Raw genomic sequence first — 23988 nt, forward strand, 5'->3', positions numbered from 1 at the left:
ACTGTTTTTCAATATCTTCGTCTGATAAAATCAGAACATGAAAAAAGGGCTTATTGCATTTTCTATATTTATTACTCAGATCATTTCTGCACAGAGCTATTCCCAATATGTCAATCCGTTTATAGGAACCGGAGGACATGGTCACACTTTTCCCGGGGCAATCGTTCCATTCGGGATGGTACAGCTTTCTCCCGATACAAGAATTGATGGAAGCTGGGACGGATGCAGCGGATATCATTATTCGGATTCTGTGATCTATGGTTTTTCTCATACCCATCTGAACGGAACGGGAGTTTCCGATTATGGAGATATCATGCTGATGCCTACGATGGGAAATCCCAGTCTGAACAGCAGAGATTATTCTTCAAGGTTTTCGCATAAAAATGAGAAAGCAGCAGCAGGATTCTACGCTGTCAAATTAGATAAGAATAATATTGATGTCCGCCTTACTACTACCAGAAGAGTCGGCTATCACGAATATACGTTCAACAACGCAGGCAATGCCAATATTATCTTAGACCTCAATCACAGAGACAAACTTCTGGAAGGGGAAGTAAAGATTATTGATGATAAAACCATTGAGGTTTTCAGAAGAAGTGAAGCATGGGCCACCAACCAGTATATTTACGCCAGAATTGAGTTTTCAAAACCCATGAAAATTTCAAAAGAAGAAGTTAACGGAAAGCAGGAAAACAATCTTTTTACCGGAACAAGACTTGCTCTGGCATTTTCAGCCACCGTTAAAAAAGGAGAAAAGATCGATATAAAAGTCTCTGTTTCTCCTACAGGCTACGAAGGAGCAGAAAAGAATATGCTGGCAGAAGGACAATCGAAAGATTTCGACGTGGTAAGAAAGCAGGCTCAATCTGACTGGGACAAAGAGCTTTCAAAAATTGAGGTGAAATCTGATGATAAAAACAAATTGGCCGTTTTTTACACTGCTCTATATCACGTTTTCACACAACCCAACATCAATATGGATGCAGACGGAAGATACAGAGGCAGAGATAATAAGCTTTATACCGCCAATGGCTTTGATTATTATACGGTATTTTCACTTTGGGATACCTTCAGAGGTGCTCATCCGCTGATGACTTTAATCGACAGAAAAAGAACTGCTGATTTTATCAATACTTTCATTAAACAATATGAACAGGGAGGAAAACTTCCGGTATGGGAACTGGCTTCCAATGAAACAGAATGCATGATTGGCTACCACTCCGTTTCTGTCATTGCAGACGCAATGGCAAAAGGAATTCAGGGATTTGATTATGAGAAGGCATTTCAGGCAGCAAAAGGTTCTGCCATGCAGGATATTTTTGGATTGAATGCTTATAAACAGAATAATTATATCAGCATAGACGACGAGCATGAAAGTGTTTCCAAAACAGTAGAATATGCCTATGACGACTGGTGTATTGCTCAGATGGCCAAAATTTTAGGCAAAAAAGAAGATTATCAGGAGTTCATGAAGCGTTCTCAGAACTGGAAAAACCTTTACAATCCAAAAACAGGCTTTATGCAGCCGAGAAAAAACGGAAACTGGTATGAACCATTTGACCCGAGAGAAGTCAACAACAATTATACGGAAGGAAACTCATGGCATTATTCTTATTCTGTACAGCAGGACATTCCGGGGCTTATTGCGGCTCATGGCGGGAAAGAAAAGTTTGAACAGTTCATTGATGCTATCTTTACTGCTCCTGATAAAACTACGGGAAGAGAACAAGTGGACATCACAGGATTGATGGGCCAATATGCCCAGGGAAATGAGCCAAGCCACCACATTGCTTATCTGTACAATTTCGTCGACAAGCCAGAAAAAACAGATGCGAAAATCAAATACATTCTTGATAATTTTTATAAAAACACTCCTGACGGATTGATCGGAAATGAAGACTGCGGCCAGATGAGTGCCTGGTATGTTTTAAGCTCAATGGGAATTTATTCTGTAACCCCGGGATTACCGGAATGGGAAACCACCACTCCTTATTTTGACGAAATTAAAATTCATCTTGAAGACGGCACTACAAGAACAATTACAAAAGCTACCGGCAGAGCAGAACTCAAAAAATTAGGTTTCGAAAATGTAAAAGCTGCTAAAGATTTTAAATATCCTGAACAGACAGCCTCTCCGGTAATTGCTGCCGACAGAATCTTCGACTTTTCTACCAAAGTAGAAATCACTCCATTAAACGCAGGCGACAAAGTATATTATATGACAATGGATGAGAGCGACAGCAATAAAAGAAAGACGTTCTCTACTTATAAAGGACCATTCTCCATCACCAAAACTACTCAGGTAATGGCTTATGCTGAAAGAAACGGAGAAAAAAGTTCTGTAACCACAGCTCATTTCAACAGAAGACCTAATTACTGGGATATTAATATTTTATCAAAAGTGACTCCACAGTACAGTGCTACCGGAAGCCTGGCTCTTATTGATGGAATCAGAGGGGATGTTAACTGGAGAAAGGGTGAATGGCATGGATACCAAGGACAAAATTTTGAAGCAGTCATTGATTTTAAATCCCCTAAGAACATAAAATCATTATCTTCCACTTACCTTCAGGACAGCAAAGCATGGATTCTGATGCCTAAAAAAGTAGAATATTATGCTTCCATGAACGGAAAAGATTTTGTCCTTCTGAAGACCGTTGACAATACTATTGATCCTAAAGATGAAAAAATACAGATCAAAGATTTTTCTACAGAAATTCTTCCTACCGAAGCACGTTATATCAAAGTAAAAGCTTACTACTTCGGAAAACTTCCGGAATGGCACCAGGGAGCAGGTGGTGATGCTTATATCTTTATTGATGAGATTGATATAAAGTAAGGAAGATGGGAGAAGGAAGATGGAAGTTCCTATTTGACTAATAACTTCCTGAAGTCGTTTGTTAGAGAATTTGATTTTCAAAAATATAAATAGACTAATTTTAGTACTTAGGCTTTCAGAAACTTCCTTCTTCCAGCATCCAGCTTCCAACCATAAAAAATACGCCCTTCGAAAATTCGAAGGGCGTATTTTTTATCCATTCATTCTTTCCGACCATTGCAGGACTTCCGGAAGTTCAATATCAGAAAATTCGATGTGAATGACTCTTCTTTTCTTTCCGTTGGTGGTTCTGTTAGAACCGTGGAGCGTTAAAGGTTTCATCAGCATAATTCCACCTTTTTCAACGTTGCAGATTTCTTCGATTTCTACAATCCAGTCGATGGTTTCCGGTCTGTAAATGCCTTTTGCATGAGATTTGGGAACTACTTTCAAAGCTCCGTTATTTTCATCGGTATCATCCAGATGGATTCTGATGGTATAGATATTTTCCAAAACGTTGAGCGGAGGCTGTACTGCAAACTGATTTTGTTTGGTGGTCCATGGTCCGAAATTTTCCAATTCCAGCTTTTTATCAACAGAAATTGTCAGATCCTGGTGATAGGCCACATACCAGTTGGAGGTTTCAGGTTTATCAAAATAGATACTTTTGACCACAAAATATTTTTCTCCAAAAATTTCCTTAACCACTTCCCTGATATTTTCATTAAAAATCAGGTCTTTGATTTCCGGAACCTCCTTTAAAAACTGTCTGATGGCAAAAAGGTCTTCAGACTTTCTAAAATTTTCTTTTGAAGTGTCTATATTTTGCAGCACAACATTGATGTCTTCAAGTTCTTTCTGCGAAAACACATCATTGATAACAGCAAAGCCATATTTTTCAATATGGCTTTTATGATTTTCTAAGTTGTTTAAACTCATTGATATTTAAATTTTATCTAATGGTTCAGTTAACTGCCCTTCCCATTTTGAAACTGCTGTGGTTGCCAGCGTATTTCCAAGTACGTTGGTCATACTTCTACCCATATCACAGAAATGGTCAATTGGTAAAATCAAAGCAATACCTTCCGGCGGGATACCGAACATTGAACATGTTGCCACAATAATTACCAGAGAAGCTCTTGGAACTCCTGCAATTCCTTTTGACGTAAGCATTAATACCAAAAGCATGGTGATCTGCTGTCCAAGGGTCATTTCGATTCCGTAGATCTGAGCAATAAAGATTGAAGCAAATGTCATGTACATCATACTTCCATCCAGGTTGAATGAATATCCTAATGGTAAAATAAAAGAAACTACTCTGCTGTTACACCCGAATTTCTCCAGTTCTTCCACCAATTTCGGGAATACTGCTTCTGAACTTGTTGTAGAGAAAGCAATTAGCAAAGGCTCTTTAATTCTTTTTAAAAGGTCAAAAAGACGGTTTCCTAAGATGAAATATCCTACCAGTAAAAGAACCAGCCAGAGAACTCCTATAGCAAAGAAGAAGTCTCTTAAATAAATAGCATATACTTTAAAGATTTCAAAGCCATTGGTGGCTACTACCGCTGCAATAGCTCCCAATACTCCAAGCGGAGCAAACCACATGATATACCCTACCATTTTAAGAATGGCGTGAGCAATAATATCAAATAGTTTCACAACAGGCTTAGCGTATTCTTCTCCAAGATTAGCCAAAGCAACTCCAAACATTACCGCAAATACAACAATCTGCAATACCTCGTTGGTAGCGAAGGCTTCAAATAAACTTTTAGGAATCATGTGTTTTACAAAGTCTTCCATGGAAAAACTTTTGCTGCTTTTAAGAAGCTCATCAGCAGAAGCCACATCCTGAATCGGTAATTTGGTAACATGTCCCGGCTCCAGCCAGTTAACAAGGATCAACCCGATAAAAAGGGAAATGAGAGAAGCGGAAATAAACCAAAGCATGGCTTTTGTTCCTACCCGTCCAATCATTTTGATATCACTCATTTTGGCAATCCCCACTACTAATGTTGTAAAAACCAATGGAGCAATAATCATCTGTACCAATCTGATAAAAACCGTTCCCAACAGTTTTATGTTTTTAGAAAAGGGTTCTGCACTATCCGGATAGCTCACGTGTACAATACCTCCGATTCCTACTCCCAGAAGAAGGGCAATGATAATTGCTATAAAAAGTTTATTCTGTCCTTTCATATATATAGTTCAATTTGCGCAAATATAATGGTTTTTCAATTGGCAGACGATTTTCTTCTATAGAGTTGAATTTTGCATTCAGTTTTTAATCCCTGAAAATTAAAACCCTGGTTTAGAAAATATTGTAAAAAAATTAAGAAACATTTATTGACTTTTTATTCTTTTGGTACAAATTTTATTATTACATTTGAGTGTATAACAACATTAATAAATATACAATATGAAAAAAACTATTGCAATGGCTGCATTAGCTGTAGCTGTATCTTTCGGTGCTATTTCTTGTAAAAAGAAAGTTTCTGATGCCGATCTTCAGACTCAGGCTACAACTATAGTAACTTCTAATCCCAATGCTTCTGTTGAAGTAAAAGATGGTGTGGCACACCTAAGCGGTACTTTCGCAGATCAACAGTCTAAAGACGCAATGATTGCAAAATTAAAAGCCATCAGCGGAGTAAAAGACGTAATGGATATGTCTACGGTAGCAGCTCCTGCACCTGCAGCACCGGTTGAAACGGCATCTGCTGTAGATCCTGCTGTTCAGAAAAAAGTTCAGGATGCGGTAAAAGATTTCCCTTCTGTAAAAGTAGAAGTTGTAAACGGACAGCTTACGCTTACAGGAAATGTTTCTGCTCTACAGGCCAGAAAAATCAAAGAATCTGTAGATGCTTTGAAAATCGGAAAGTATAACAACAACCTAATCGTAAAATAATTAAAAATGAGCGAATTACAAGATAAATATTCAAGTGTAGTTTCAGCGGCACAGTCTGCAGGGATTTCCAATCTTCAGGTTCAGGAGCAGGACGGAATTCTTTATGTTTCCGGAAATGCTTCCAATACTGCGGCTAAAGATGCTGTATGGAATGCTTTAGGAGCTATTGATTCTACTTATTCTGCTTCAGATATCAATATTGATGTACAGGTTGCAGGTCTTGCTTCAGGGGCTTCTTTAACAGTGGCTACTGAAGAATCTAATCTTAACATCAGACAGGAACCTTCTACTGAGGCTGCCGTTGTAGGTAAAGCTGCAAAAGGTTCTTCCGTAACTCTTATTGAGCAGACTTCTGATGACTGGTGGAAAGTGAAAAATGCTGACGGCCAGGAAGGATATGCTTACTCAAGATATTTAAGAGCATAATTTTTATTAAAAAATAATAAATTTTCACAAAAAAAGCCTAGAAACATCCCAACTTTGGGATGTTTTTATATTTTTACGGCTCTGAAAAAAAAACTAATGAAGAAAACTCTGCTGCTATTGACTTTGATGTTCACAGTCATTGTTCTGCACGCCCAAAAACTACACATTGACGGAAAAATATCCGATTCTGAAAAGAAAGCGATAGAAAATGCCACCGTTTATCTTTTGAAAGAAAAAGATTCATCCATTATCAATTACACAGCCACCAACAAAGAAGGGAAATTTTCTCTGAAAATTGATGACATGAAAGAACCTTCCATTCTTAAAATAGACGCTGATAAATTATCTTCCTTTTCGAAAAAATTTGAAAAAATAAACCAGTCATTATCACTGGGGGATATTCAGCTCGAGAAACAAGGCATTGTGAATACGATTGATGAGGTAAAAATTACGGTTTCTCCGGTAAAAATTAAAAAAGATACTATTGAATTTAATGCAGCCGCTATCAAAGTAAGGCCTGACAGTAAAATTGAAGAGCTTCTGAAGCAGATTCCCGGGGTAGAAATCAGCAATGAAGGAAAAATTACGGTGAATGGAAAAGAGGTGGACCAAATTATGATCAACGGAAAACCTTTCTTTGATAAAGATGGTAAAATTGCCCTCCAAAATCTACCTGCAGATATCATCAAGAATATCCAGTTTACCACCACCAAAACAAATGAGGAGGAACTGAGCGGAAAAGCAGCCAAATCCCAGAATACCACTATCAACTTTAATATTGACGAAAAGAAAAATAAAGGTTTACTGACAAGACTTACGGTCGGCTATGGATCAGACAAGCGGTATGAAGCAAGCGGACTGGCTAGTTATTTTAAAGGGGATACGAAAATAAGTTTATTGGCTTCTTCCAACAATATCAATTCCCAGGGGTTTTCCAGAGACGAAGTCTTTGACAGTATGGGTAATGGCCGGAATGCCTGGATGATGCAGGGAGGATCTGTCTCAACGGTAGGAAATGTGACTTACTATAACCAGGGAGGTGGTACGAAAGGAATTCAAAGGTCTACAACCATTGGGTTAAATTACAGTGACAAGCTGGGAAAAGATGCTGATCTGGATTCTTTCAGTCTGATGCATTCCGATTCCAATACGGAAACAAAATCCAAAGTCTCAAGGTCTACCCTTCTCCCTACTTACACGCTTCAGACCAATTCTGAAAGCAATGGAGAAAATGAATCCAAACAATACAGCTTTGATACTTCGGCTAAAATCAAACTGGATTCTATGACCAGTATCTACCTTTCTCCGAGATTTACGAAAAACAGCAGTTTCAGTTTCAATAATTCAAGATCTTCTTCTTTAAGGAATGGCAGTCTTCTGAATGAAAGTAATGCGTATTCAAGTAATGATTCGGAAAGCAATTCATTTAATCCTTATCTTTATTTTTCAAGAAAGTTCAGGAAAAAAGGCCGTTCGATTTCAGCCAATATGAACAGTTCAATATCAGAATCCAGAAGGGATAACCTGAACCAGTCTCAAAATACATTCTATCAATCCAATGGAACCACAACAGACAACAGGGATCAATTAGCCAAAAATAAAAATCAGAACAGCAGTTTCAATTTCAATGCCGGATATACAGAACCTGTTTCCGATTCGTCCAGTGTAAGTTTTGAGGTAAAATATGAAACCCGATCTACCAGAGACTTGAGAAATGTAAATGATTTTGATAATACGACAGGAGATTACACTAAATTCAATCAGCTTTTATCCAACAATATGAAGCAAAGAATCAATCAGATCTCTCCTGAGTTAACTTATCAACTCAACAAAAAGAAACTGAATTTCTGGGCTTCCATGAATCTTGACATCTCAGACATGAAAGTAAACTCTATCTATAACGGACAGCAATATGATCTGCAGAAAAATTTTGTACTGCCCCAATATAATGTGAACCTTTACTATCAGCTGAGTGAAGGAAAAACCTTGAACATTTATAACTATTCCAACTTCACCATTCCCACCGCAGAACAACTGACTCCTTATAAAGATGAATCCAATCCTTTGATTACCTATCAGGGAAACCCTGACTTAAAAAACACCTGGACCAATAATCTTTATTTGTATTTCAACAATTATAATAAAGTAAAAGATCTCAGCTACTATTTCAATATCGGCTTTACGTACAGAAATAATGATATTATCAATTTTTCCACCTATGATAATGCAGGGAAACAGGTGATTACTTATGACAACGTAAGCGGAAATAAAAGCATCAATGCCGGCGGAGGTTTCAGTAAAGTATTGAAATGGAAAAATAATAAACTTATTATCAATCCAAGACTCACCATGAATTATGCTTACAATAACGGTTTCATTGATGGACAATCTTTCACCAGCAATTCTTATAATCTAAACCCAGGTCTTAATCTTACCTATGAAATCAAGGATAAAATGACCATCAAACCTTCTTACAGACTTGGATACAGTTTTTCAAATTATACCAATTATAATGTAACGAATGTAAATACTGCCAATCAATCCTTAAAACTGGAACTCACCAATTATATGCTGAAAGGCAATTTCGTATTTGGAAACGATTTTGAATACAATACCAATTCCAATATTGCTCCGGGCTTTAAAAAAGATTTCTACTTCTGGAATACCAGCCTTGGATATTCATTCTATAAAAAACAGTTTACGGCAAAAGTAAAGGTCTATGATGTTTTAAATCAAAATCAAAGCGTAAGAAGAACGATCACCGATTCTTATTTTGAAGACCGTGAAGATCTCATCCTGAAACGATACATCATGTTTTCCATCAGCATGAAACTGAATAAGTTTGCCGGTAAAAAGACGAAGTAAAGCAACACCATACTTTATATATAATTTTTGATAATGGCCGGATCTTTCCGGCTATTTCTATGAATATACTAAATTTCATCCTTGAACGATATTACAACTGAAGACGTTATATTCCCATCCTCCGGAGGGGTGGCGAAAATTCAAAGAATTTTTGACGGGGTGGTTTACCATGAAATATTATCTTACTCATCCAGATAGATACTGACAACAAAAACCTTTTAAACAAGATTTACGAATAAACGTGTTTTTATTTTTAAATTAGCATCAAATTTTTTTTATGAAAATCCATATTTCAGTATTATGTATTCTTTTTTTCATTCTTGGAAAAGCTCAGAAAACGGAACAGAAAGATCCTTTCGTTAAAGACAATTTCACCAAGAAAGAATTTTATATTCCAATGCGTGATGGCGTGAAACTTTTCACTGCGGTATATATCCCGAAAGATATATCGAACAAGAACAAATATCCGTTCCTGATGCAGAGAACATGTTACAGCATCGCCCCGTACGGAGAAAGTGAATATAAAACAAAGGTAGGTCCCAACACGTATCTTATGAAAGACAAGTATATTTTCGTGTATCAGGATGTACGCGGAAGATATATGAGTGAAGGCACTTTTACCAATATGACTCCGCAGGTGGAACGCAAGACCAAAAAAGATGTTGATGAAAGTACGGATACCTATGATACCATCGAATGGCTTTTGAAAAATGTGAAAGATAACAATGGTAAAGTAGGCCAATTCGGAACATCATACCCGGGATTCTATACTGCTGTAGGAACGTTGTCACAGCATCCTGCTTTGGTAGCTTCTTCACCACAGGCACCTATTTCTGATTTCTGGAATGACGACTTTCTTCACAACGGAAGATTTATGCTCGGCTATTTCAGAACATTCCCTGTTTTTGGGGTTCAGAAAACGCAGCCGGAGAAACAGGCCTGGTATATGGATTCTTTCATCAAACAGACTTCTGAAGACGGTTTGAAATTCTACAGAGATATGGGTACGCTGAAAGATGGATATGAAAAATATTACAAGAATAATTTCTTCATGACAGAGATTATGAATCATACCAACTATGATGAATTCTGGCAGAAAAGAGGTCTTCTTCCTCACTTAAAGAATATCAACCATGCTGTAATGACTGTTGGCGGATGGTTTGATGCAGAAGATCTTTCAGGACCATTGAATATTTATAAAACCATCGAAAAAACAAGCCCTAAAGCCAAAAACACCATCGTTATGGGACCTTTCTCCCATGGCGGCTGGTCTCAGGAGCAGGGAAAACATTTCCACAGTGAAACGTATTTTGGTGACAGCATTGCTACATACTATCAGAAAAATATTGAAACAAAATTCTTCAATCATTATCTGAAAGGCAATACCAAAGAAGATGCAGGACTTCCTGAAGCACTGATGTATGACACCGGTGCTAAAGCATGGAAGGAATTTGCTTCTTACCCACCGAAAAATGCTCAGAAAGTGAATTTCTATCTTTCTGATAAAACCCTGAAGAAATCATCCGGACAAGGATATTCTGAGTATTATAGTGATCCTAACAATCCTGTTTTAAGTTCTGATCATTTAAAAGACTTCAACGGTTTCACTCCAAAAAATTATATGTCGGAAGACCAGAGATTTGCGGTAGGAAGACCAGATGTATTAACGTTTACTACCGATGTATTGACTGATGATATTACGTTTGCCGGAGAAATCATGGCTAAACTGAATATTGCATCCACGTCTACAGATGCCGATTTTGCCGTAAAATTAATTGATGTTTATCCTGAAGATTTTAAACCTACTGAAAAGAAAGATGGAGTGATCTATGGCAACTACCACCAGATGGTAAGAAGTGAGATCATGCCTGCAAGATTCAGAAATACCAAAGAAAAGGGAGAAGCTTTGGTTCCTAACCAGAAAACGGCTGTTAATTTCAGACTTCAGGATGTAGTTCATACTTTTAAAAAAGGACATAAAATCCAGATTCAGATCAGCAGTACATGGTTTCCGCTTTTCGCCATCAACCCTCAGAAATTTATGGATAACCCGAATTTTGCCAACAAAGAAGATTACACCAAAGCATTCATCAAAGTATATGATGACAGCTCCATTGAAGCTGATGTTTTAAAATAAATTGAAAAAGCTGTTCGTTGGAACAGCTTTTTATTTTTGAATACTTACAGTTTATTTTTTAGGTTTTGGCTAAAGCCAGATGAATGTTGATCTATTTGATAAGTGGGCTAAAGCCCACTTCTATTGATGGAGATCATAAGCTTATTCATCAATAGTTCTGAAAGTCAGGTTGACCCTTGGAGTTTTCACTTTTGTAGTGGGTGGAAGCCTGTGAAGCCAGTTGTCCTGAGTGGTTCCTTTCATAATCAAAAGACTTCCGTTTTCCAGAAATATCTCAACTTTTTCTTTGGTTACTTTATGTTTAAATAAAAATTTTCTTTCGGCTCCGAAGGTCAGAGAAGCAATGGCTCCATGTTTTTTCAGATCTGTTTCGCCATCGCTGTGGTAGGCCATTCCTTCACTTCCGTCATGGTACAAATTAAGCAGACAGGAATTGTAGGTTTCTCCCGACACTTCTTCACATTTTTTCTTCAGCTCCAGTAATTCGGGAGTCCAGAATTTTGCATATTTTGTTCTTTTTGAATAAGTGTATTCAAATGCTTTTTCTCCAAACCAGGCCACTTTTCTTTTGGTTAAAATCAGTTTTCCAAAGATTACCGCCTCATCATTCTCCCACGGAATCTGGTTAAGCAGATATTCATAGTAAAAATCTGATTGTTCTTTGGTGAAAACCTTGCCATAATAATGAACGGTTCCGTCGTGAGGAAGTATATTTAGGGGATAATCTGATATTTCTTCGAAGAGACTCATCACAGTTTTTTTTAATTAAATGCTTTTATATTTAAACACAAATAACATCAATGTTTTTCACAAATGACACGAATTTTTATATCAATAGGAATGGGCTTTAGCCCATTTAACAAAAATAATCTAATCCATTGGCTTTAGCCAAAACTTAATAATTGCAGAATCCTTTTGTGGTAAAATAGATTACGAATAAATATGTGAGCCCTCCCAACCCACAATCAACTGTTTCCTATCACTTCCCCATCGGTAGCCACCGAGATGTCCTGTAGACTGAATCACGCGGTGGCATGGGATAAGAAATGCAACCGGATTACTTCCAATGGCTGTTCCTACTGCTCTGGATGCCTTAGGATTTCCTATTTTTTCGGCTAAAGTGCCATAAGTAGACAGTTTTCCCATTGGAATGGTCAGCAGACTTTCCCATACTTTCAACTGAAAATCGGTTCCTTTTAAGTGTAATTTTATCGTATTGAGTTTTGTCCAGTCTTTATCGAATATGGACAGTGCATTCTTTTGAAGAGCATCCTGTTTTTCAATAAAAGAAGCATTAGGGAACTTTTGCTTCAGTTCCCCGAATGCTTTTTCTTTATCGTCTTCAAAAGCCATATAGCAGATTCCTTTTTCTGTAGAAGCTACTAAGATATTTCCGAAAGGACTTCCGGAAAAACTGTAATGAATACTGAGGCTTTTTCCTCCGTTTTTATATTCTGCCGGAGACATTCCTTCAATCTTTACAAACAGGTCATGAAGCCTGCTGGTACTGGAAAGTCCTGTCTCATAAGCGGTATCAAACAAACTTGCTTTTTCTTCCTTCAATAAATTTTTAGCATGTTCAAGACTGATGAACTGTAAAAATTTTTTCGGACTTGTTCCCGCCCAATCTGTAAAGATCTTCTGAAAATGAGCCGGGCTCAGGTGAATATTCTCTGCCACTTCCTCCAAACTTGGCTGAAGCCTGAAATTGCTCCGGATATATTCTATCGCTTTGGCAATTCTGTTATAATCTATCTGACTTTGTGTGGACATCATATTATTGTTTTTACCTCACAAATTTCCAAAGAATATACGGCAGAAAAAATCCGATTCTTGCGGAATATTAGTTGTTGTTATAAATATCGTAGTAAGCAAGCATTTTGTAATATAACTTAGCAGAAAGGAAAGCTGTTGGCTTAGCCATTGGTGAATCCATTAATTCTACAATGTCAAATGCTACAACGTTACATTTTTCAAATACTTTTCTTAATAATTCCAACGTTGGATACCATTGTAATCCACCCGGCTCAGGAGTTCCTGTAGATGGGGCAATAGAAGGATCAAAAGCATCTAAATCAATCGTGATATACACATTTCCCGATACTTTTTCCAATACATCGTTGATCCAGTTTTCGTTGTTGGCAATTTCGTGAGCAAAGAATACTCTTCCTTCAGGTAAATACTGCGCTTCTTCAATATCCATAGAACGGATTCCCACCTGTACCAGATTATGCTTTTGATTAGCTTCAAAAACAGCACAAGCGTGGTTGGAAGTAGAACCGTGAAACTCTGGACGTAAGTCTGTATGAGCGTCTAATTGAAGTACCGTTAAATTTTCAAATTTTTCTCCTACTGCACGGATAGAACCGATGGAAACAGAGTGCTCTCCACCGAAAAGAGTAAATAATTTACCGTCATTGTTCAAAAGCTCTTTTGTCTTTTGATAAACGGCTTCCGTCATTGCTTCCGGAGTAGAGTTTTCAGAAACTTCTCCTGCTAAGTAAACTCCCTGAAGGTATGGTTCTGTCTGCGTTTCAATATCATAAAGCTCCATGTTTTCAGAAGCGTTTAAGAATAATTCCGGACCTTTATCAGCTCCTTTCCCCCATGTTGAAGTTCCATCATAAGGAACAGTTACCAACATTACTTTCGAATTCTCTAACGTTGCGTTTTCCTCGGGAATTCCTGCGTATGTTCTCATGCTTTATTTAAAAATTTTAATGTTTTAAAATTGAAATATTGACCACAAAGATACGAAGAGTTTATGAGTTGGAGAGTAAGAGTGTCGGCGAGTTTATGAGTTACAAGTCTGCTACCTAAAACCTATCATCTATCATCTATTATCTATTATCTATCATCTATCATCTGTTCCCTCATCCCTTTCCACTCTCAACTCAAATAACTATTTTTGTATAAAACTCATTATATGCCTTTAAAAGCTGTACTTTTCGATATGGATGGAGTTGTTGTAGATACGGAACCCTTACATAGAAAAGCTTATTTCAAAACTTTTGACGAACTGGAAATCGTAGTTTCCGAGGAGCTGTACACTTCTTTTACTGGTGCTTCCACCAAAAGAGTCTCTGAAACATTGATTAATGAATTTAATTTAGATCAGACTTATGAAGCCATTGCTGGAATCAAAAGATCTCATTTCAAGGATTATTTTTACAATGATGATGAGTTTGATTTAATTCCGGGAGTAAGAAAACTGATCGAGCATTATCACGAAAATGGAGTTAAGATGATTCTGGCTTCTTCTGCAACAATGGTAACCATCAATATGGTTTTTGAAAAATTCGGACTGGAACAATATTTCAGCGGAAAGATCAGCGGTGCCGATTTAAAAGAATCAAAACCTCATCCTGAAGTTTTTTTACTGGCCGCAGAAATGGCTGGAGAATCTGTTGAAAACTGTATGGTGATTGAGGATTCTACCAACGGAATTCTGGCAGCCCACAGAGCAAAAATTTTCTGTGCCGCATACAGAAGTCCTCATTCTAAAAATCAGGATTACACGTTGGCAGATACTGTAGTTTCTGATTATGAAGATCTGGAACTGGATAAAATTTCAAAATATTTTTAAAATAAAAAAGCTCTCAGAAAAACTGAGAGCTTTTGTTTTCTATAAGTTTTGGCTAAAGCCAATTGATTTTTCTATTGAGTGTAAACGGGCTAAAGCCCATTTCTATTGATCATCAAATTATTTATAGCCAAGAAGTTTCAATACATCTTCCGGTTCCTGTTTCTCACGGAAAATCTCATATTGCAATTCACCGTTTTCATCTTTCTGAATCAGGACGTGTCTCGGCTGAGGCATCAGACAGTGGTGTACTCCGCCATATCCTCCGATTGTTTCCTGGTAAGCTCCGGTATGGAAGAATCCGATATACAAAGGTTTTGTATCACTGAAAACAGGTAAATAAATGGCATTGGTATGCTGTTCAGAGTTATAATAGTCATCCGAATCACAAGTCAGTCCTCCTAAGAATACTCTTTCATACGTATCTTCCCAACGGTTAAGCGGAAGCATGATAAAGTGTCTTGAAATGGCCCATGTATCAGGAAGAGTGGTCATGAAAGAAGAATCAATCATATTCCATTTTTCTCTGTCGTTCTGACGTTTCTGAGAAATGATTTTATAAAGGTTGGCTCCACTTTCCCCTACGGTAAAGCTTCCGAACTCGGTATAGATATTAGGTTCTTCTACTCCTTCCTCTTCACAGAATTTTTTGATCTGAGAAACGATTTCTTCCACCATGTACTGATAATCATAATCAAAATTCAAAGAAGTTTTGATTGGGAATCCACCTCCGATGTTCAGTGAATCCACTTCCGGAGCGATTTTTTTCAGACGTGCATATACACGAAGACATTTATACAATTCATTCCAGTAATATGCTGTATCCTTAATCCCTGTATTGATAAAGAAATGAAGCATTTTCAATCTTGCGTTCGGATGTTCCGCGATCTTCTGGCTGTAATAAGGAATAATATCTTTATATCCGATTCCTAATCTTGAGGTATAAAATTCGAACTTCGGTTCTTCCTCTGATGCAATTCTGATTCCGATATCAAAAGTGGAATCAATACTTTCAGTAAGCTTATCCAGCTCTCTGTAATTATCAAGAATCGGGGTAATATTTTCAAATCCGCTATTGATCATATCTGAAATCTTTGCCAGATAATCATCGGTTTTAAAACCATTACAGATCACTTCGATATTTTTATCTACCTTACCTTTCTCATAAAGAGATTTTACGATATCCATATCATAAGCTGAAGATGTTTCTATTGAAATATCATTCTTCAGAGCTTCTTCCAATACAAAATTAAAATGACTGGATTTTGTACAGTAGCAGTAGGTATAATTCTTTTTATATTCGGTTTTCTCAAAAGCTTCTTTAAACCAGCCTTTCGCTTTCTGAATATTTTGAGAAATTCTCGGCAGGTAGCTAATCTTTAGCGGGGTGCCAAATTGTTCAACAACATCCATTAACGGAATATCGTGAAACAACAAATTGTTCTCAGAAACATTAAATTCCTCCGTAGGAAAATATAATGTCTGATCAATAAGTTCCGAGTACTTTATTTTCATTTCTAAACAAGTGAATTAAGAAATGCAAAATTGCTAAAAAAGTTTCATTTTTAGGTGTTAAAATTATTATAATTTTAAATTAACACCCGATATTGAATCTCAGAAAAATTTATCACTGATAATCAATACGTAAACTTCTGAATGTATTCTTTTCTTTTGGCATCTGAAATCCCTAATACCTGCTGAATATAGACATCAGTAGAACCATACTTTTTATTGATCTCCTCAAATGCCGCATCAAGATATCTTTTTTCTACCCAACTCAATTTTTCCAGCACCTGCAAATCCATCTTCGGATAGAGGAAATGTAAAGTATGGGCAAGGCGTAATCTTTTTTGAACAAGATTTTTTCTGTAGTTATTGGATAAAAGATATTCATTATAAACAGTCTCTTTATCAAACTTCAGAATAGTAAGAATTAATGCGGTGGTAATTCCGGTTCTGTCTTTTCCTGCAGTACAATGGTAAAGGATAGGATCTTCGGATTCCAGTATTTCCGTAATGATCCTTTTTATCATTTCCGGATTTTCGGTAACATACTCACGGTAGAAATCGATCATTCTTTTATCAGCATCGGAAGCGTTTACTTTACCTTTAAGAACAAGTTTTTTGGCCTGAGCCAGCTGATCTCCTTCATCTTCAAAAGCTGAGAAGTTTTTGTAAACATTTTCCGAAGGCAGCTGATCGGGCTTTTGAGCAATTTCCCTGGAGTTTCTGAGATCAATAATTTCTTTGATTCCCAGTTTTTCAAAATCGTCGAAAGATTTCTTTTTAAGCTTATGAAGATGGGCACTCCGGTAAAATTTCCCTTCTTTTAAAGTTCTTCCATCTGTATTTTTGATATTTCCTAACGTACGGAAATTGGTTACTTTCCTGATCGGAATCACTTTCTCAGTTTCATTTTTACCATATTCAGGTGTTTCAAAATGCTGTGTTTTACATGAGAAAATACAGCATAATGAAATGGTGAAAACTGATATTTTGATTAGTTTATTCAATGGTTTTTAATAAGTTTTGGCTGAAGCCAATGGATTCCTGTATTTTATTAAACGGGCTGAAGCCCGTTTCTATTGATATAAAAATTAGTGCCACTTGTGAAAAACATTGGTGTAATTTGTGTGTAATGACAGTCTTTTTTTAAAATGGGTAAGGCCCGTTTCTATTGACATATAATGAGATCCTTTTAGTAGATTGTAGGATATTCTATCTCCTTATTTCCTGCAAAAAACAACACATCTCCTGATTCATACTCTATAGAAACCTCATCTTCAACGGCAAAATTCCGGGTTCCTATTCTTGAAGTAATACTAAGGCTTTCATTAGTCAAAGGCCAATTGAGCCCTTTTATCGTGATATTATTCACTGATGGAAACGGATAAAGAGAAATCATCCTGTTTTTCGCTCCTTTCAATGTAAAATGATTGGGAATGAAATAATATTCTGAAAACTCATCATAAAATTTAATATTCATCAGGTCTTTGAATGCAAAAGCAACGGTAAGATTCCCAAGAAAATGATCCTGTTCACCACCGCTTCCTCCAAAAACATCGACCTCTGAAAAACCTTTATCCTGAATAATTTCCAGCGCTTTATGAAAATCTGTTTTTTCCTGATCTAATGTAAGGATGAATTTTTCCTCATACATATCTTCATCTGATCCGGAGTGCGAATCAAAATCTCCGGATATAAAATCCAGCTTATCCAAAGGAAATCCCATTCTTTTTAAATAATGAAAGGCACCGTCTGTGCAGGCAATCAATTCATAATTTTCGGGATTGGGTAATGATTTTGGAGCGTCTCCGTTGATGAAAAGTAATGTTTTATCTTTCATTCGGGTTCCAGTATTCTTCCGGTTCGTTGTTCAGTTTTGAAATATATCTGGCCAATACAAAAAGATAATCTGAAAGCCTGTTTAAATATTTAATCAGTTCGGGACGTACTTCCTCAGATTCATTCAGGAATACCAATGAACGCTCTGCTCTTCTGCATATTGTTCGGGCTGCGTGTAAAAAGGTTGCCGGTTTACCTCCTCCAGGCAGAATAAAATACTGAAGCGGTTCCAGCTTTTCGTCAAAAGCATCCATCCATTGTTCCAGTTCTTCAATTTCTGTTTCTGAAATAATGATCGGAAGACGGGATTTCCCATTGGCAAGCATCAGCTTATCCACAGGTGTTGCCGCTTCTGAACCTACAGTGAATAAATCAAACTGTATTTTCTTCAGCTGTCTCAGTACTTCTTCATCTTCGATATGACTTTTTGCAATTCCGATGAATGAATTCAGCTCGTCTATATTTCCATAACTGTCTACTCTTGCACTGGCTTTGGAAACTCTTGTTCCGCCGTACAATGCAGTCTGACCTTTATCTCCTGTCTTTGTATAAATTTTCATAGTACTAAAATACCTTTTTTTATACAATGTAAAAAGTAAAATGCAGTAATAACTTCCTATTCTATCTGAAAAAAATTGCCTGACATTAATTCATGCCAGGCAATTTTCATATAGGTTGGTTGTATATCTTTTGAAATTGCTTTCTCATTGTTAAGCATGACCAGCAAATTTCAATTCCTTATTGATGAGTTAAAAAGTGTAATTAACATTAAGCTGAAAAGTGGTTCCGTTAAATCCAAACTGGTTGACCTCCCACGGATATTTGAATCTTCCTCCAAGATCTGTCACTACATCTCCTTTGCTGTCTATGACGTCCGGGTAAATATTAAATAAGTTATTTACAACTCCGGAAACTTTAAGGTCATTCGTAATTTTATAGGTTAAAACGATGTCTGTAACCACCTTACCGGAAAATGTCTGATCTTTGGCAGGATCAGTGGCGTGCTGCCATGTAACAGAACCAAAGTAAGTATTATTAAGGTTAAAATTAAACTTTGTAATGTCATACGACAGACTAAGGATCGTTTTTGTTTTTGGCCTTGCAGAAGTAATTCTGGATTGTTCCTTTCTGTCAAAAAAGTTTTCTGAATAGCCATTTTGCGCCAAAATAGACGGAACAGCAATATTATCTACTATTTTAGTTTCGTTATAATTGAAGGCAGCAATAACGCCTAATCTTCCTTTTCCAATAGCAGAAGTATAATAATTCGCAACGAAATCTACTCCCTGAGTAACTGTATTGACAGCATTGGTGAAAAACTTCAGGGAAGTTATTTTATTATTGTTTAATATGACTTCCACAGGGTTTGACAGATCCGGACTTCCCGGAGCACCTGTTTTGTATCCAATATCTCCTGAAAAAAGTACACGGTCTTCAATTTTTATTCTGTAATAATCTGCTGTAATAGTAAGATTTTTAAAAGGTTTTACAGCCAATCCCCCGGTAATGTTAAAGGCTTTTTCAGCATTTAATTTTGGAACCCCAAGATCAGATCTTACAATTGGAGAGTCATTATTAAAGGTACCCTGATTGGCTACTGTATTTCCTGTAATTTTAGTCTGAACATTGGAATAGTATATCTGGTGTAATGAAGGGGCACGGAATCCTGTAGAAACAGATCCACGGAAAACCAATTTATCATCCAGCAATTTATATCTTGCATTTCCTTTCCAGGAAACATTATTTCCGAAATCACTGAAGTTTTCATATCTCACCGTTCCTCCAACTAATAAGTTTTTTGTAACATCCCATTCCGCATTGAAATATGCTCCGATATTCTGACGGTTTTTATTGACTTCATTTTGAGGCTGCAGTCCCGGAAAGGATTCCGCACCACTTCCCATATAAGAAGCTTCTTCTCCTGCCCTTGCCTTATAGTTTTCATTGCGCACCTCAACTCCGGCTCCTAAAACAAGTGCACCAAAATCTCTGTTGACATCTATGTTTCCTATAATATTACTGAACTGATGACCACCTGCTTTAAAATAAGTTGGTGAATTTGCTCCTAAAGAAGTATTAATGGTATTTGCTACAGCATAATCTACTGCATTAGAGCCAAAGGTGGCACTCCCGTCAAAACTCCATTTTCCAAACATTCCTTTCCATCCGGAGGTTAAATTATAATCATAAACATCTGTTTTAAATTCCGGCTGAAATCCATTGTAAGCCTGTCCTTTTGGAGTTAATAAACCAAAATCTGACGGTACCCAATAAGGTGTTCTGTACAAAGCAAAACTGGTCCCATTTCTGTAAGTTGTACCCCCAAAAGCATAAAATTTACCAGTCTCACCTGTTGGCAATTCAAAATTTACAAACATATTGCCCACTTTGGTCTCCGGCTGCCCGATGATCATTCCTAAACCGGGATTGGCCTGAGTCCAGGCATTATCCACCCCAAAAAGTTCATCTTTTGTAACAGAACCTGCGCGGTTCGTTTTATTTTGGGAAGAAAATCCTAAGGTAAGATTCAGGCTTCCTGTTTTTGCAACCCTGATTCCTGTATTAAAATCTGCCCCGATATTAAAACCGTCTCCTTTTGAAGTAATTCCGGAAAATAGATTCACCGTACTTTTCCCGACACCATTCTTAAGGATAATATTGATCACTCCTGCAATAGCATCAGATCCGTATTGTGCAGATGCTCCATCCCTCAGGACCTCTACGTTTTGTAAGGCTGCTGAAGGAATACTTTTCAAGTCTGTACCTACTTCACCTTTTCCCGGTGTATCATTTACGTAAATGAGAGCACTTTGATTTTTTCTTTTATTATTAACTAAAACTAATGTTCTGGAAGGTCCCAAACCTCTTAAGTCTGCCGGATCAAAATGGGCCGTGGCATCAGAAACAGTTTGTTGTGATGAATTAAAAGAGGGAACAGCATAGGTTAAAGCTTTGTCAAAAGTAACCTGACCTGTAGATTTTAGCTGCGCTGCTGAAATATTGTCTATAGGAATTGCTGAGGTAATGATGGTTCTGGGCTTAGTTCTCCCCGTGGTCACCACCACTTCGTCTATTTTATTTTGTTTTATGCTGTCCTGAGCATATCCCATAACACCAGCTCCGCTTAATACTAAGACATAGATTTTTCTATTCAATAAATTTTCCTTCATGTTGATTGTTAATTATTCAATAAAACTAGTAAAAAAATTAACATTAAACATGAAAATAAAAAATATAATAACAATTCTATTTCATATTTGCGAAAACTATGCCATTTAATAAAAAACAATAATTAATACTCGAAACGTAAAGTGAATTATTAATAACATGAAAAAATATAAATCAACAACATCATATTTGTATAAAAAAATTAATTAGTTAACATCACAAATAAACATGATTTTATTCGTTCTGAAAGGTAATTTTCAATGAGTTAAGATGGGTTCGCTTTGGCTCGCAATGACCGGAAAATGAATGGAAATAAAAAAAATGGCCGGGAGAAACCGGCCATATCCAAATTATTTATTTACCTCTACGTATTGTATGATGGTCTGATTTTTTGGGTTGTAGATAATGGTACTACTGTTTGGAAATCTTTTCAGCTTATAGTACTGAATATTTTTATCGGATTTAATATCTTCGAGAATACTGCTGTCAAATGTATTATCAGGAAGAAATTTTGATAAAAAGCTTATTTTGTCAATAATGTTCTGGCCATCAATCTTTCTGGCAGTTTTATCAGATTTATTTTCATCAGATGTTGGCTGACTTTCCAAAAATGGCAGCAACACTGCAATGTCGGCTTTATATTTAAAGATATATCCTTCTGGTCTTCCCGGAATTTTAATTTTCTTTCCTTTTTCTTCAGAAACAATGGAAGCCCCTGTACCAGGGAAAACGGTATTAAACTTTACGTCTTCGGCGTTGGTTAAAGAATTTATAGATTCATTGACTGTTTTCTTTACTGTTTCTTCTACAGCCTGCTGTGTTTTTTGTTGTACTGCTTCGGTTGTTTTCTGAACAGTCTGGTCAATTTTTTCCTCAATCTTATTGCATGATACTAATAAAAAACCAGTAATAACAGGCAAAATATACTTCTTCATAATTCTAATAATAGCGATTTTTATTAATATCTCTTTTTCTAACGTAAAAACAGGCCAGGATATTTTAGCAAAGAAAAAAATATTTTTTCAATATGAAAAATCCTGCTGACAAACTGTTGTCATAACCCTATCTTACCTTTGTATCAACAACAAACAAAAAAACAAAACATTATGACAACTACAGCAACAGCCACTAAACAATTCATGACTACAGATCAGTTATTAAAAGACTGGCAAGGACACAGAAATCTTACAAGAAGAGTGATTGAAGCTTTTCCTGAAAAAGAATTATTTGAATTTTCTGTTGGAGGAATGAGACCTTTTGCCAAACTTGCCATAGAGATGATCAGCATTGCAGGTCCTGCTTTGAAAGGAATCATTGAAGGAAATATGGAAGGTTATAACGAAGAAGGCTTTAATCCTTCAACTAAAGAAGAGTTATTAAAAAAGTGGGATGAAGAAACAGAAGTGATCAACCACTATTTCAATCAGATTTCTGAAGAGCGTTTCCAGGAAGTATTCAACCTGTTCGGACAATATGAATTCCCGGTGTATGAGAATATCCTTTATTTTATTGATAACGAAATCCACCACCGTGGGCAGGGATATGTTTATTTAAGAGCTTTAGGAATTGAACCACCTTTCTTCTGGGAGAGATTTTAATACAATGGAAGGTAAGATTGCAGAAAGGATAAACAAAACTTATATCTTTTTTTGCGACACAACAAATTTTCTTATTTGCAATTCTGCCTTTCCCTTAAACCATTTCATTTATTGCCTCAATTAAGTCTTTAAACCTCAACAGTCTTGTTGGGGTTTTATTATTGATGTCTTTCAACCATTTTTACAAGCAGTTCATTCAAACGGATGCGAAGACTTTCCGGTTCCAGAACTGTAGCATAATCTGCAAATGTAATAAGCCAGCGGGGAAATCCGTCACTGATCCACTCTGTTTCAAACGTGAGTTCCATCCCCTGCTCGGTTTCCACTTCTTCTATCAGTCCGTAATATTTTTTAGAATTTACCAGGTGATTCATTATCTTTTTATCAACCAGCAGTTTGGCTATAACCTTATTTCCGTTTGATTTTTTACGGTAATCATTCACCTGTCCGTATTCCTGTAAAAACGGATTCTGTGTTTTTGAGATTTCCAGAATTCTGTCGATACGAAACTGCCTGAAATCTTTTCTCAAAGTACAGTAGGCCATAATATACCAGAAATTAAATTCGAAAAACATCCCGACTGTTTCAATCGTTCTGTTACTCACTCTTTCATCTACGGTTTTATACCTGATATTGAGCTGGGTTTTCTCTGCAATGCTTTCAAGAATGATAGGAATTACGTTTTTAAGAGAATCTCCGGAATCTGTATGAAAGCTGAAAACATCTATTTGCTTCTCGATATTTTTAATCAGATTTTTATCAGAATATTTCAGTACCGAACGCACTTTTTCCATAGCAGCCTGATAATGATTTCCCAAGCTTTGGTGGGAAAATTTCTGCATCAGCTTTTCAGCAGTAATGAAACTTAACACTTCTTCTTTGGTAAACATAATGGGAGGAAGCTTATAGCCTTCCATTAAAGAATAGCCGTTTCCTGCTTCTCCAACAATAGGAATACCCGCATTTTCCAGGGTTTTTACATCACGGTAAATGGTTCTGATGCTTACATCGAATTTTTCAGCCAGATCCTGAGCGCGTACAACAGGTTTCGACTGTAATTGGGTAAGGATGGCCGTTACCCTATCGAGCTTTTTTAAATAGTGATCGTTCATGATGAAGCAAAGCTAAAGTTCTTTTTTGAGG

The 23988-nt window shown here is 36.7% G+C and carries 19 protein-coding genes; 7 read left to right on the forward strand and 12 right to left on the reverse strand.

Going from position 1 to position 23988, the window contains the following annotated elements; all coding sequences use genetic code 11:
- Positions 1-37 precede the first annotated feature (37 nt).
- The gene (locus V0410_RS10290) at positions 38-2839 is read left to right on the forward strand and encodes a GH92 family glycosyl hydrolase (protein WP_330747409.1); all 2802 of its coding nucleotides are present in this window, start codon (positions 38-40) and stop codon (positions 2837-2839) included.
- Positions 2840-3031: 192 nt separating this feature from the next.
- On the opposite strand, the gene V0410_RS10295 is transcribed toward V0410_RS10290, so the two are convergent.
- Together V0410_RS10295 and V0410_RS10300 are read right to left on the reverse strand one after the other, a co-directional pair.
- Positions 3032-3757 (reverse strand): phytanoyl-CoA dioxygenase family protein, encoded by a 726-nt coding sequence (locus tag V0410_RS10295; RefSeq protein ID WP_330747410.1) that lies wholly within the window; start codon positions 3755-3757, stop codon positions 3032-3034.
- 6 nt (positions 3758-3763) lie between these two features.
- On the reverse strand, positions 3764-5014 hold the full coding sequence (locus tag V0410_RS10300) for a dicarboxylate/amino acid:cation symporter (protein WP_047434424.1): 1251 nt from the start codon (positions 5012-5014) through the stop codon (positions 3764-3766).
- Positions 5015-5234: 220 nt separating this feature from the next.
- On the opposite strand from V0410_RS10300, the gene V0410_RS10305 reads away from it, so the two are divergent.
- The 4 genes from V0410_RS10305 to V0410_RS10320 all read left to right on the forward strand — a co-directional run bounded on the left by V0410_RS10305 (position 5235) and on the right by V0410_RS10320 (position 11151).
- Positions 5235-5723: a BON domain-containing protein gene (locus tag V0410_RS10305; protein WP_330747411.1), complete on the forward strand. Its 489-nt coding sequence runs from the start codon at positions 5235-5237 to the stop codon at positions 5721-5723.
- A 6-nt stretch (positions 5724-5729) separates the two neighbouring features.
- A complete protein-coding gene (locus V0410_RS10310; RefSeq protein ID WP_076596553.1) occupies positions 5730-6149 on the forward strand; it encodes an SH3 domain-containing protein in 420 nt (139 codons plus the stop codon).
- A 96-nt stretch (positions 6150-6245) separates the two neighbouring features.
- The gene (locus tag V0410_RS10315; protein WP_330747412.1) at positions 6246-9014 is read left to right on the forward strand and encodes a TonB-dependent receptor; all 2769 of its coding nucleotides are present in this window, start codon (positions 6246-6248) and stop codon (positions 9012-9014) included.
- A gap of 277 nt (positions 9015-9291) precedes the next feature.
- A complete protein-coding gene (locus tag V0410_RS10320; RefSeq protein ID WP_330747413.1) occupies positions 9292-11151 on the forward strand; it encodes a CocE/NonD family hydrolase in 1860 nt (619 codons plus the stop codon).
- 141 nt (positions 11152-11292) lie between these two features.
- On the opposite strand, the gene V0410_RS10325 is transcribed toward V0410_RS10320, so the two are convergent.
- The 3 genes from V0410_RS10325 to speB all read right to left on the reverse strand — a co-directional run bounded on the left by V0410_RS10325 (position 11293) and on the right by speB (position 13852).
- Positions 11293-11901, reverse strand: coding sequence for an alpha-ketoglutarate-dependent dioxygenase AlkB family protein (locus tag V0410_RS10325; protein ID WP_330747414.1), 609 nt, complete (start codon positions 11899-11901; stop codon positions 11293-11295).
- A 180-nt stretch (positions 11902-12081) separates the two neighbouring features.
- Positions 12082-12924, reverse strand: coding sequence for a bifunctional helix-turn-helix domain-containing protein/methylated-DNA--[protein]-cysteine S-methyltransferase (locus V0410_RS10330; RefSeq protein WP_110009985.1), 843 nt, complete (start codon positions 12922-12924; stop codon positions 12082-12084).
- A 70-nt stretch (positions 12925-12994) separates the two neighbouring features.
- The gene (gene speB, locus V0410_RS10335; protein ID WP_330747415.1) at positions 12995-13852 is read right to left on the reverse strand and encodes an agmatinase; all 858 of its coding nucleotides are present in this window, start codon (positions 13850-13852) and stop codon (positions 12995-12997) included.
- 225 nt (positions 13853-14077) lie between these two features.
- Between speB and V0410_RS10340 the strand changes: the two genes are divergently transcribed.
- Positions 14078-14737: an HAD family hydrolase gene (locus V0410_RS10340; protein ID WP_330747416.1), complete on the forward strand. Its 660-nt coding sequence runs from the start codon at positions 14078-14080 to the stop codon at positions 14735-14737.
- 117 nt (positions 14738-14854) lie between these two features.
- Here the strand turns inward: V0410_RS10340 and V0410_RS10345 are convergent, their stop codons facing one another.
- The 6 genes from V0410_RS10345 to V0410_RS10370 all read right to left on the reverse strand — a co-directional run bounded on the left by V0410_RS10345 (position 14855) and on the right by V0410_RS10370 (position 22182).
- On the reverse strand, positions 14855-16249 hold the full coding sequence (locus V0410_RS10345) for a decarboxylase (protein ID WP_002977177.1): 1395 nt from the start codon (positions 16247-16249) through the stop codon (positions 14855-14857).
- Positions 16250-16371: 122 nt separating this feature from the next.
- Positions 16372-17247 (reverse strand): tyrosine-protein phosphatase, encoded by an 876-nt coding sequence (locus tag V0410_RS10350; RefSeq protein ID WP_330747417.1) that lies wholly within the window; start codon positions 17245-17247, stop codon positions 16372-16374.
- A 185-nt stretch (positions 17248-17432) separates the two neighbouring features.
- Positions 17433-18080 (reverse strand): thiamine diphosphokinase, encoded by a 648-nt coding sequence (locus tag V0410_RS10355; protein WP_330747418.1) that lies wholly within the window; start codon positions 18078-18080, stop codon positions 17433-17435.
- Positions 18070-18639, reverse strand: coding sequence for a cob(I)yrinic acid a,c-diamide adenosyltransferase (locus V0410_RS10360; RefSeq protein ID WP_041461407.1), 570 nt, complete (start codon positions 18637-18639; stop codon positions 18070-18072). The genes V0410_RS10355 and V0410_RS10360 overlap by 11 nt, the downstream gene beginning before the upstream one ends.
- Before the next feature lie 189 nt (positions 18640-18828).
- On the reverse strand, positions 18829-21249 hold the full coding sequence (locus tag V0410_RS10365) for a TonB-dependent receptor plug domain-containing protein (RefSeq protein WP_330747419.1): 2421 nt from the start codon (positions 21247-21249) through the stop codon (positions 18829-18831).
- A 348-nt stretch (positions 21250-21597) separates the two neighbouring features.
- Entirely contained in the window at positions 21598-22182 is a 585-nt protein-coding gene (locus V0410_RS10370) for a hypothetical protein (protein WP_330747420.1), read from the reverse strand.
- A 171-nt stretch (positions 22183-22353) separates the two neighbouring features.
- On the opposite strand from V0410_RS10370, the gene V0410_RS10375 reads away from it, so the two are divergent.
- Positions 22354-22845, forward strand: a complete 492-nt coding sequence (locus tag V0410_RS10375; protein ID WP_330747421.1) for a DinB family protein — start codon at positions 22354-22356, stop codon at positions 22843-22845.
- Between the two features lie 158 nt (positions 22846-23003).
- Here V0410_RS10375 and V0410_RS10380 read toward each other — a convergent pair whose 3' ends face one another.
- Positions 23004-23957, reverse strand: a complete 954-nt coding sequence (locus tag V0410_RS10380) for a helix-turn-helix transcriptional regulator (protein WP_330747422.1) — start codon at positions 23955-23957, stop codon at positions 23004-23006.
- Positions 23958-23988 lie beyond the last annotated feature (31 nt).

Source organism: Chryseobacterium sp. CP-77 (genome assembly GCF_036362765.1).
In the GTDB taxonomy this organism is placed as follows: Bacteria; Bacteroidota; Bacteroidia; order Flavobacteriales; family Weeksellaceae; genus Chryseobacterium; species Chryseobacterium cupriresistens.

Excerpts from the sequence above, each read along its gene's own strand:
- V0410_RS10290 (WP_330747409.1), top strand. The coding sequence starts at position 38 with ATGAAAAAAGGGCTTATTGCATTTTCTATATTTATTACTCAGATCATT.
- V0410_RS10295 (WP_330747410.1), bottom strand. The coding sequence starts at position 3,757 with ATGAGTTTAAACAACTTAGAAAATCATAAAAGCCATATTGAAAAATAT.
- V0410_RS10300 (WP_047434424.1), bottom strand. The coding sequence starts at position 5,014 with ATGAAAGGACAGAATAAACTTTTTATAGCAATTATCATTGCCCTTCTT.
- V0410_RS10305 (WP_330747411.1), top strand. The coding sequence starts at position 5,235 with ATGAAAAAAACTATTGCAATGGCTGCATTAGCTGTAGCTGTATCTTTC.
- V0410_RS10310 (WP_076596553.1), top strand. The coding sequence starts at position 5,730 with ATGAGCGAATTACAAGATAAATATTCAAGTGTAGTTTCAGCGGCACAG.
- V0410_RS10315 (WP_330747412.1), top strand. The coding sequence starts at position 6,246 with ATGAAGAAAACTCTGCTGCTATTGACTTTGATGTTCACAGTCATTGTT.
- V0410_RS10320 (WP_330747413.1), top strand. The coding sequence starts at position 9,292 with ATGAAAATCCATATTTCAGTATTATGTATTCTTTTTTTCATTCTTGGA.
- V0410_RS10325 (WP_330747414.1), bottom strand. The coding sequence starts at position 11,901 with ATGAGTCTCTTCGAAGAAATATCAGATTATCCCCTAAATATACTTCCT.
- V0410_RS10330 (WP_110009985.1), bottom strand. The coding sequence starts at position 12,924 with ATGTCCACACAAAGTCAGATAGATTATAACAGAATTGCCAAAGCGATA.
- speB (WP_330747415.1), bottom strand. The coding sequence starts at position 13,852 with ATGAGAACATACGCAGGAATTCCCGAGGAAAACGCAACGTTAGAGAAT.
- V0410_RS10340 (WP_330747416.1), top strand. The coding sequence starts at position 14,078 with ATGCCTTTAAAAGCTGTACTTTTCGATATGGATGGAGTTGTTGTAGAT.
- V0410_RS10345 (WP_002977177.1), bottom strand. The coding sequence starts at position 16,249 with ATGAAAATAAAGTACTCGGAACTTATTGATCAGACATTATATTTTCCT.
- V0410_RS10355 (WP_330747418.1), bottom strand. The coding sequence starts at position 18,080 with ATGAAAGATAAAACATTACTTTTCATCAACGGAGACGCTCCAAAATCA.
- V0410_RS10360 (WP_041461407.1), bottom strand. The coding sequence starts at position 18,639 with ATGAAAATTTATACAAAGACAGGAGATAAAGGTCAGACTGCATTGTAC.
- V0410_RS10365 (WP_330747419.1), bottom strand. The coding sequence starts at position 21,249 with ATGAAGGAAAATTTATTGAATAGAAAAATCTATGTCTTAGTATTAAGC.
- V0410_RS10370 (WP_330747420.1), bottom strand. The coding sequence starts at position 22,182 with ATGAAGAAGTATATTTTGCCTGTTATTACTGGTTTTTTATTAGTATCA.
- V0410_RS10375 (WP_330747421.1), top strand. The coding sequence starts at position 22,354 with ATGACAACTACAGCAACAGCCACTAAACAATTCATGACTACAGATCAG.
- V0410_RS10380 (WP_330747422.1), bottom strand. The coding sequence starts at position 23,957 with ATGAACGATCACTATTTAAAAAAGCTCGATAGGGTAACGGCCATCCTT.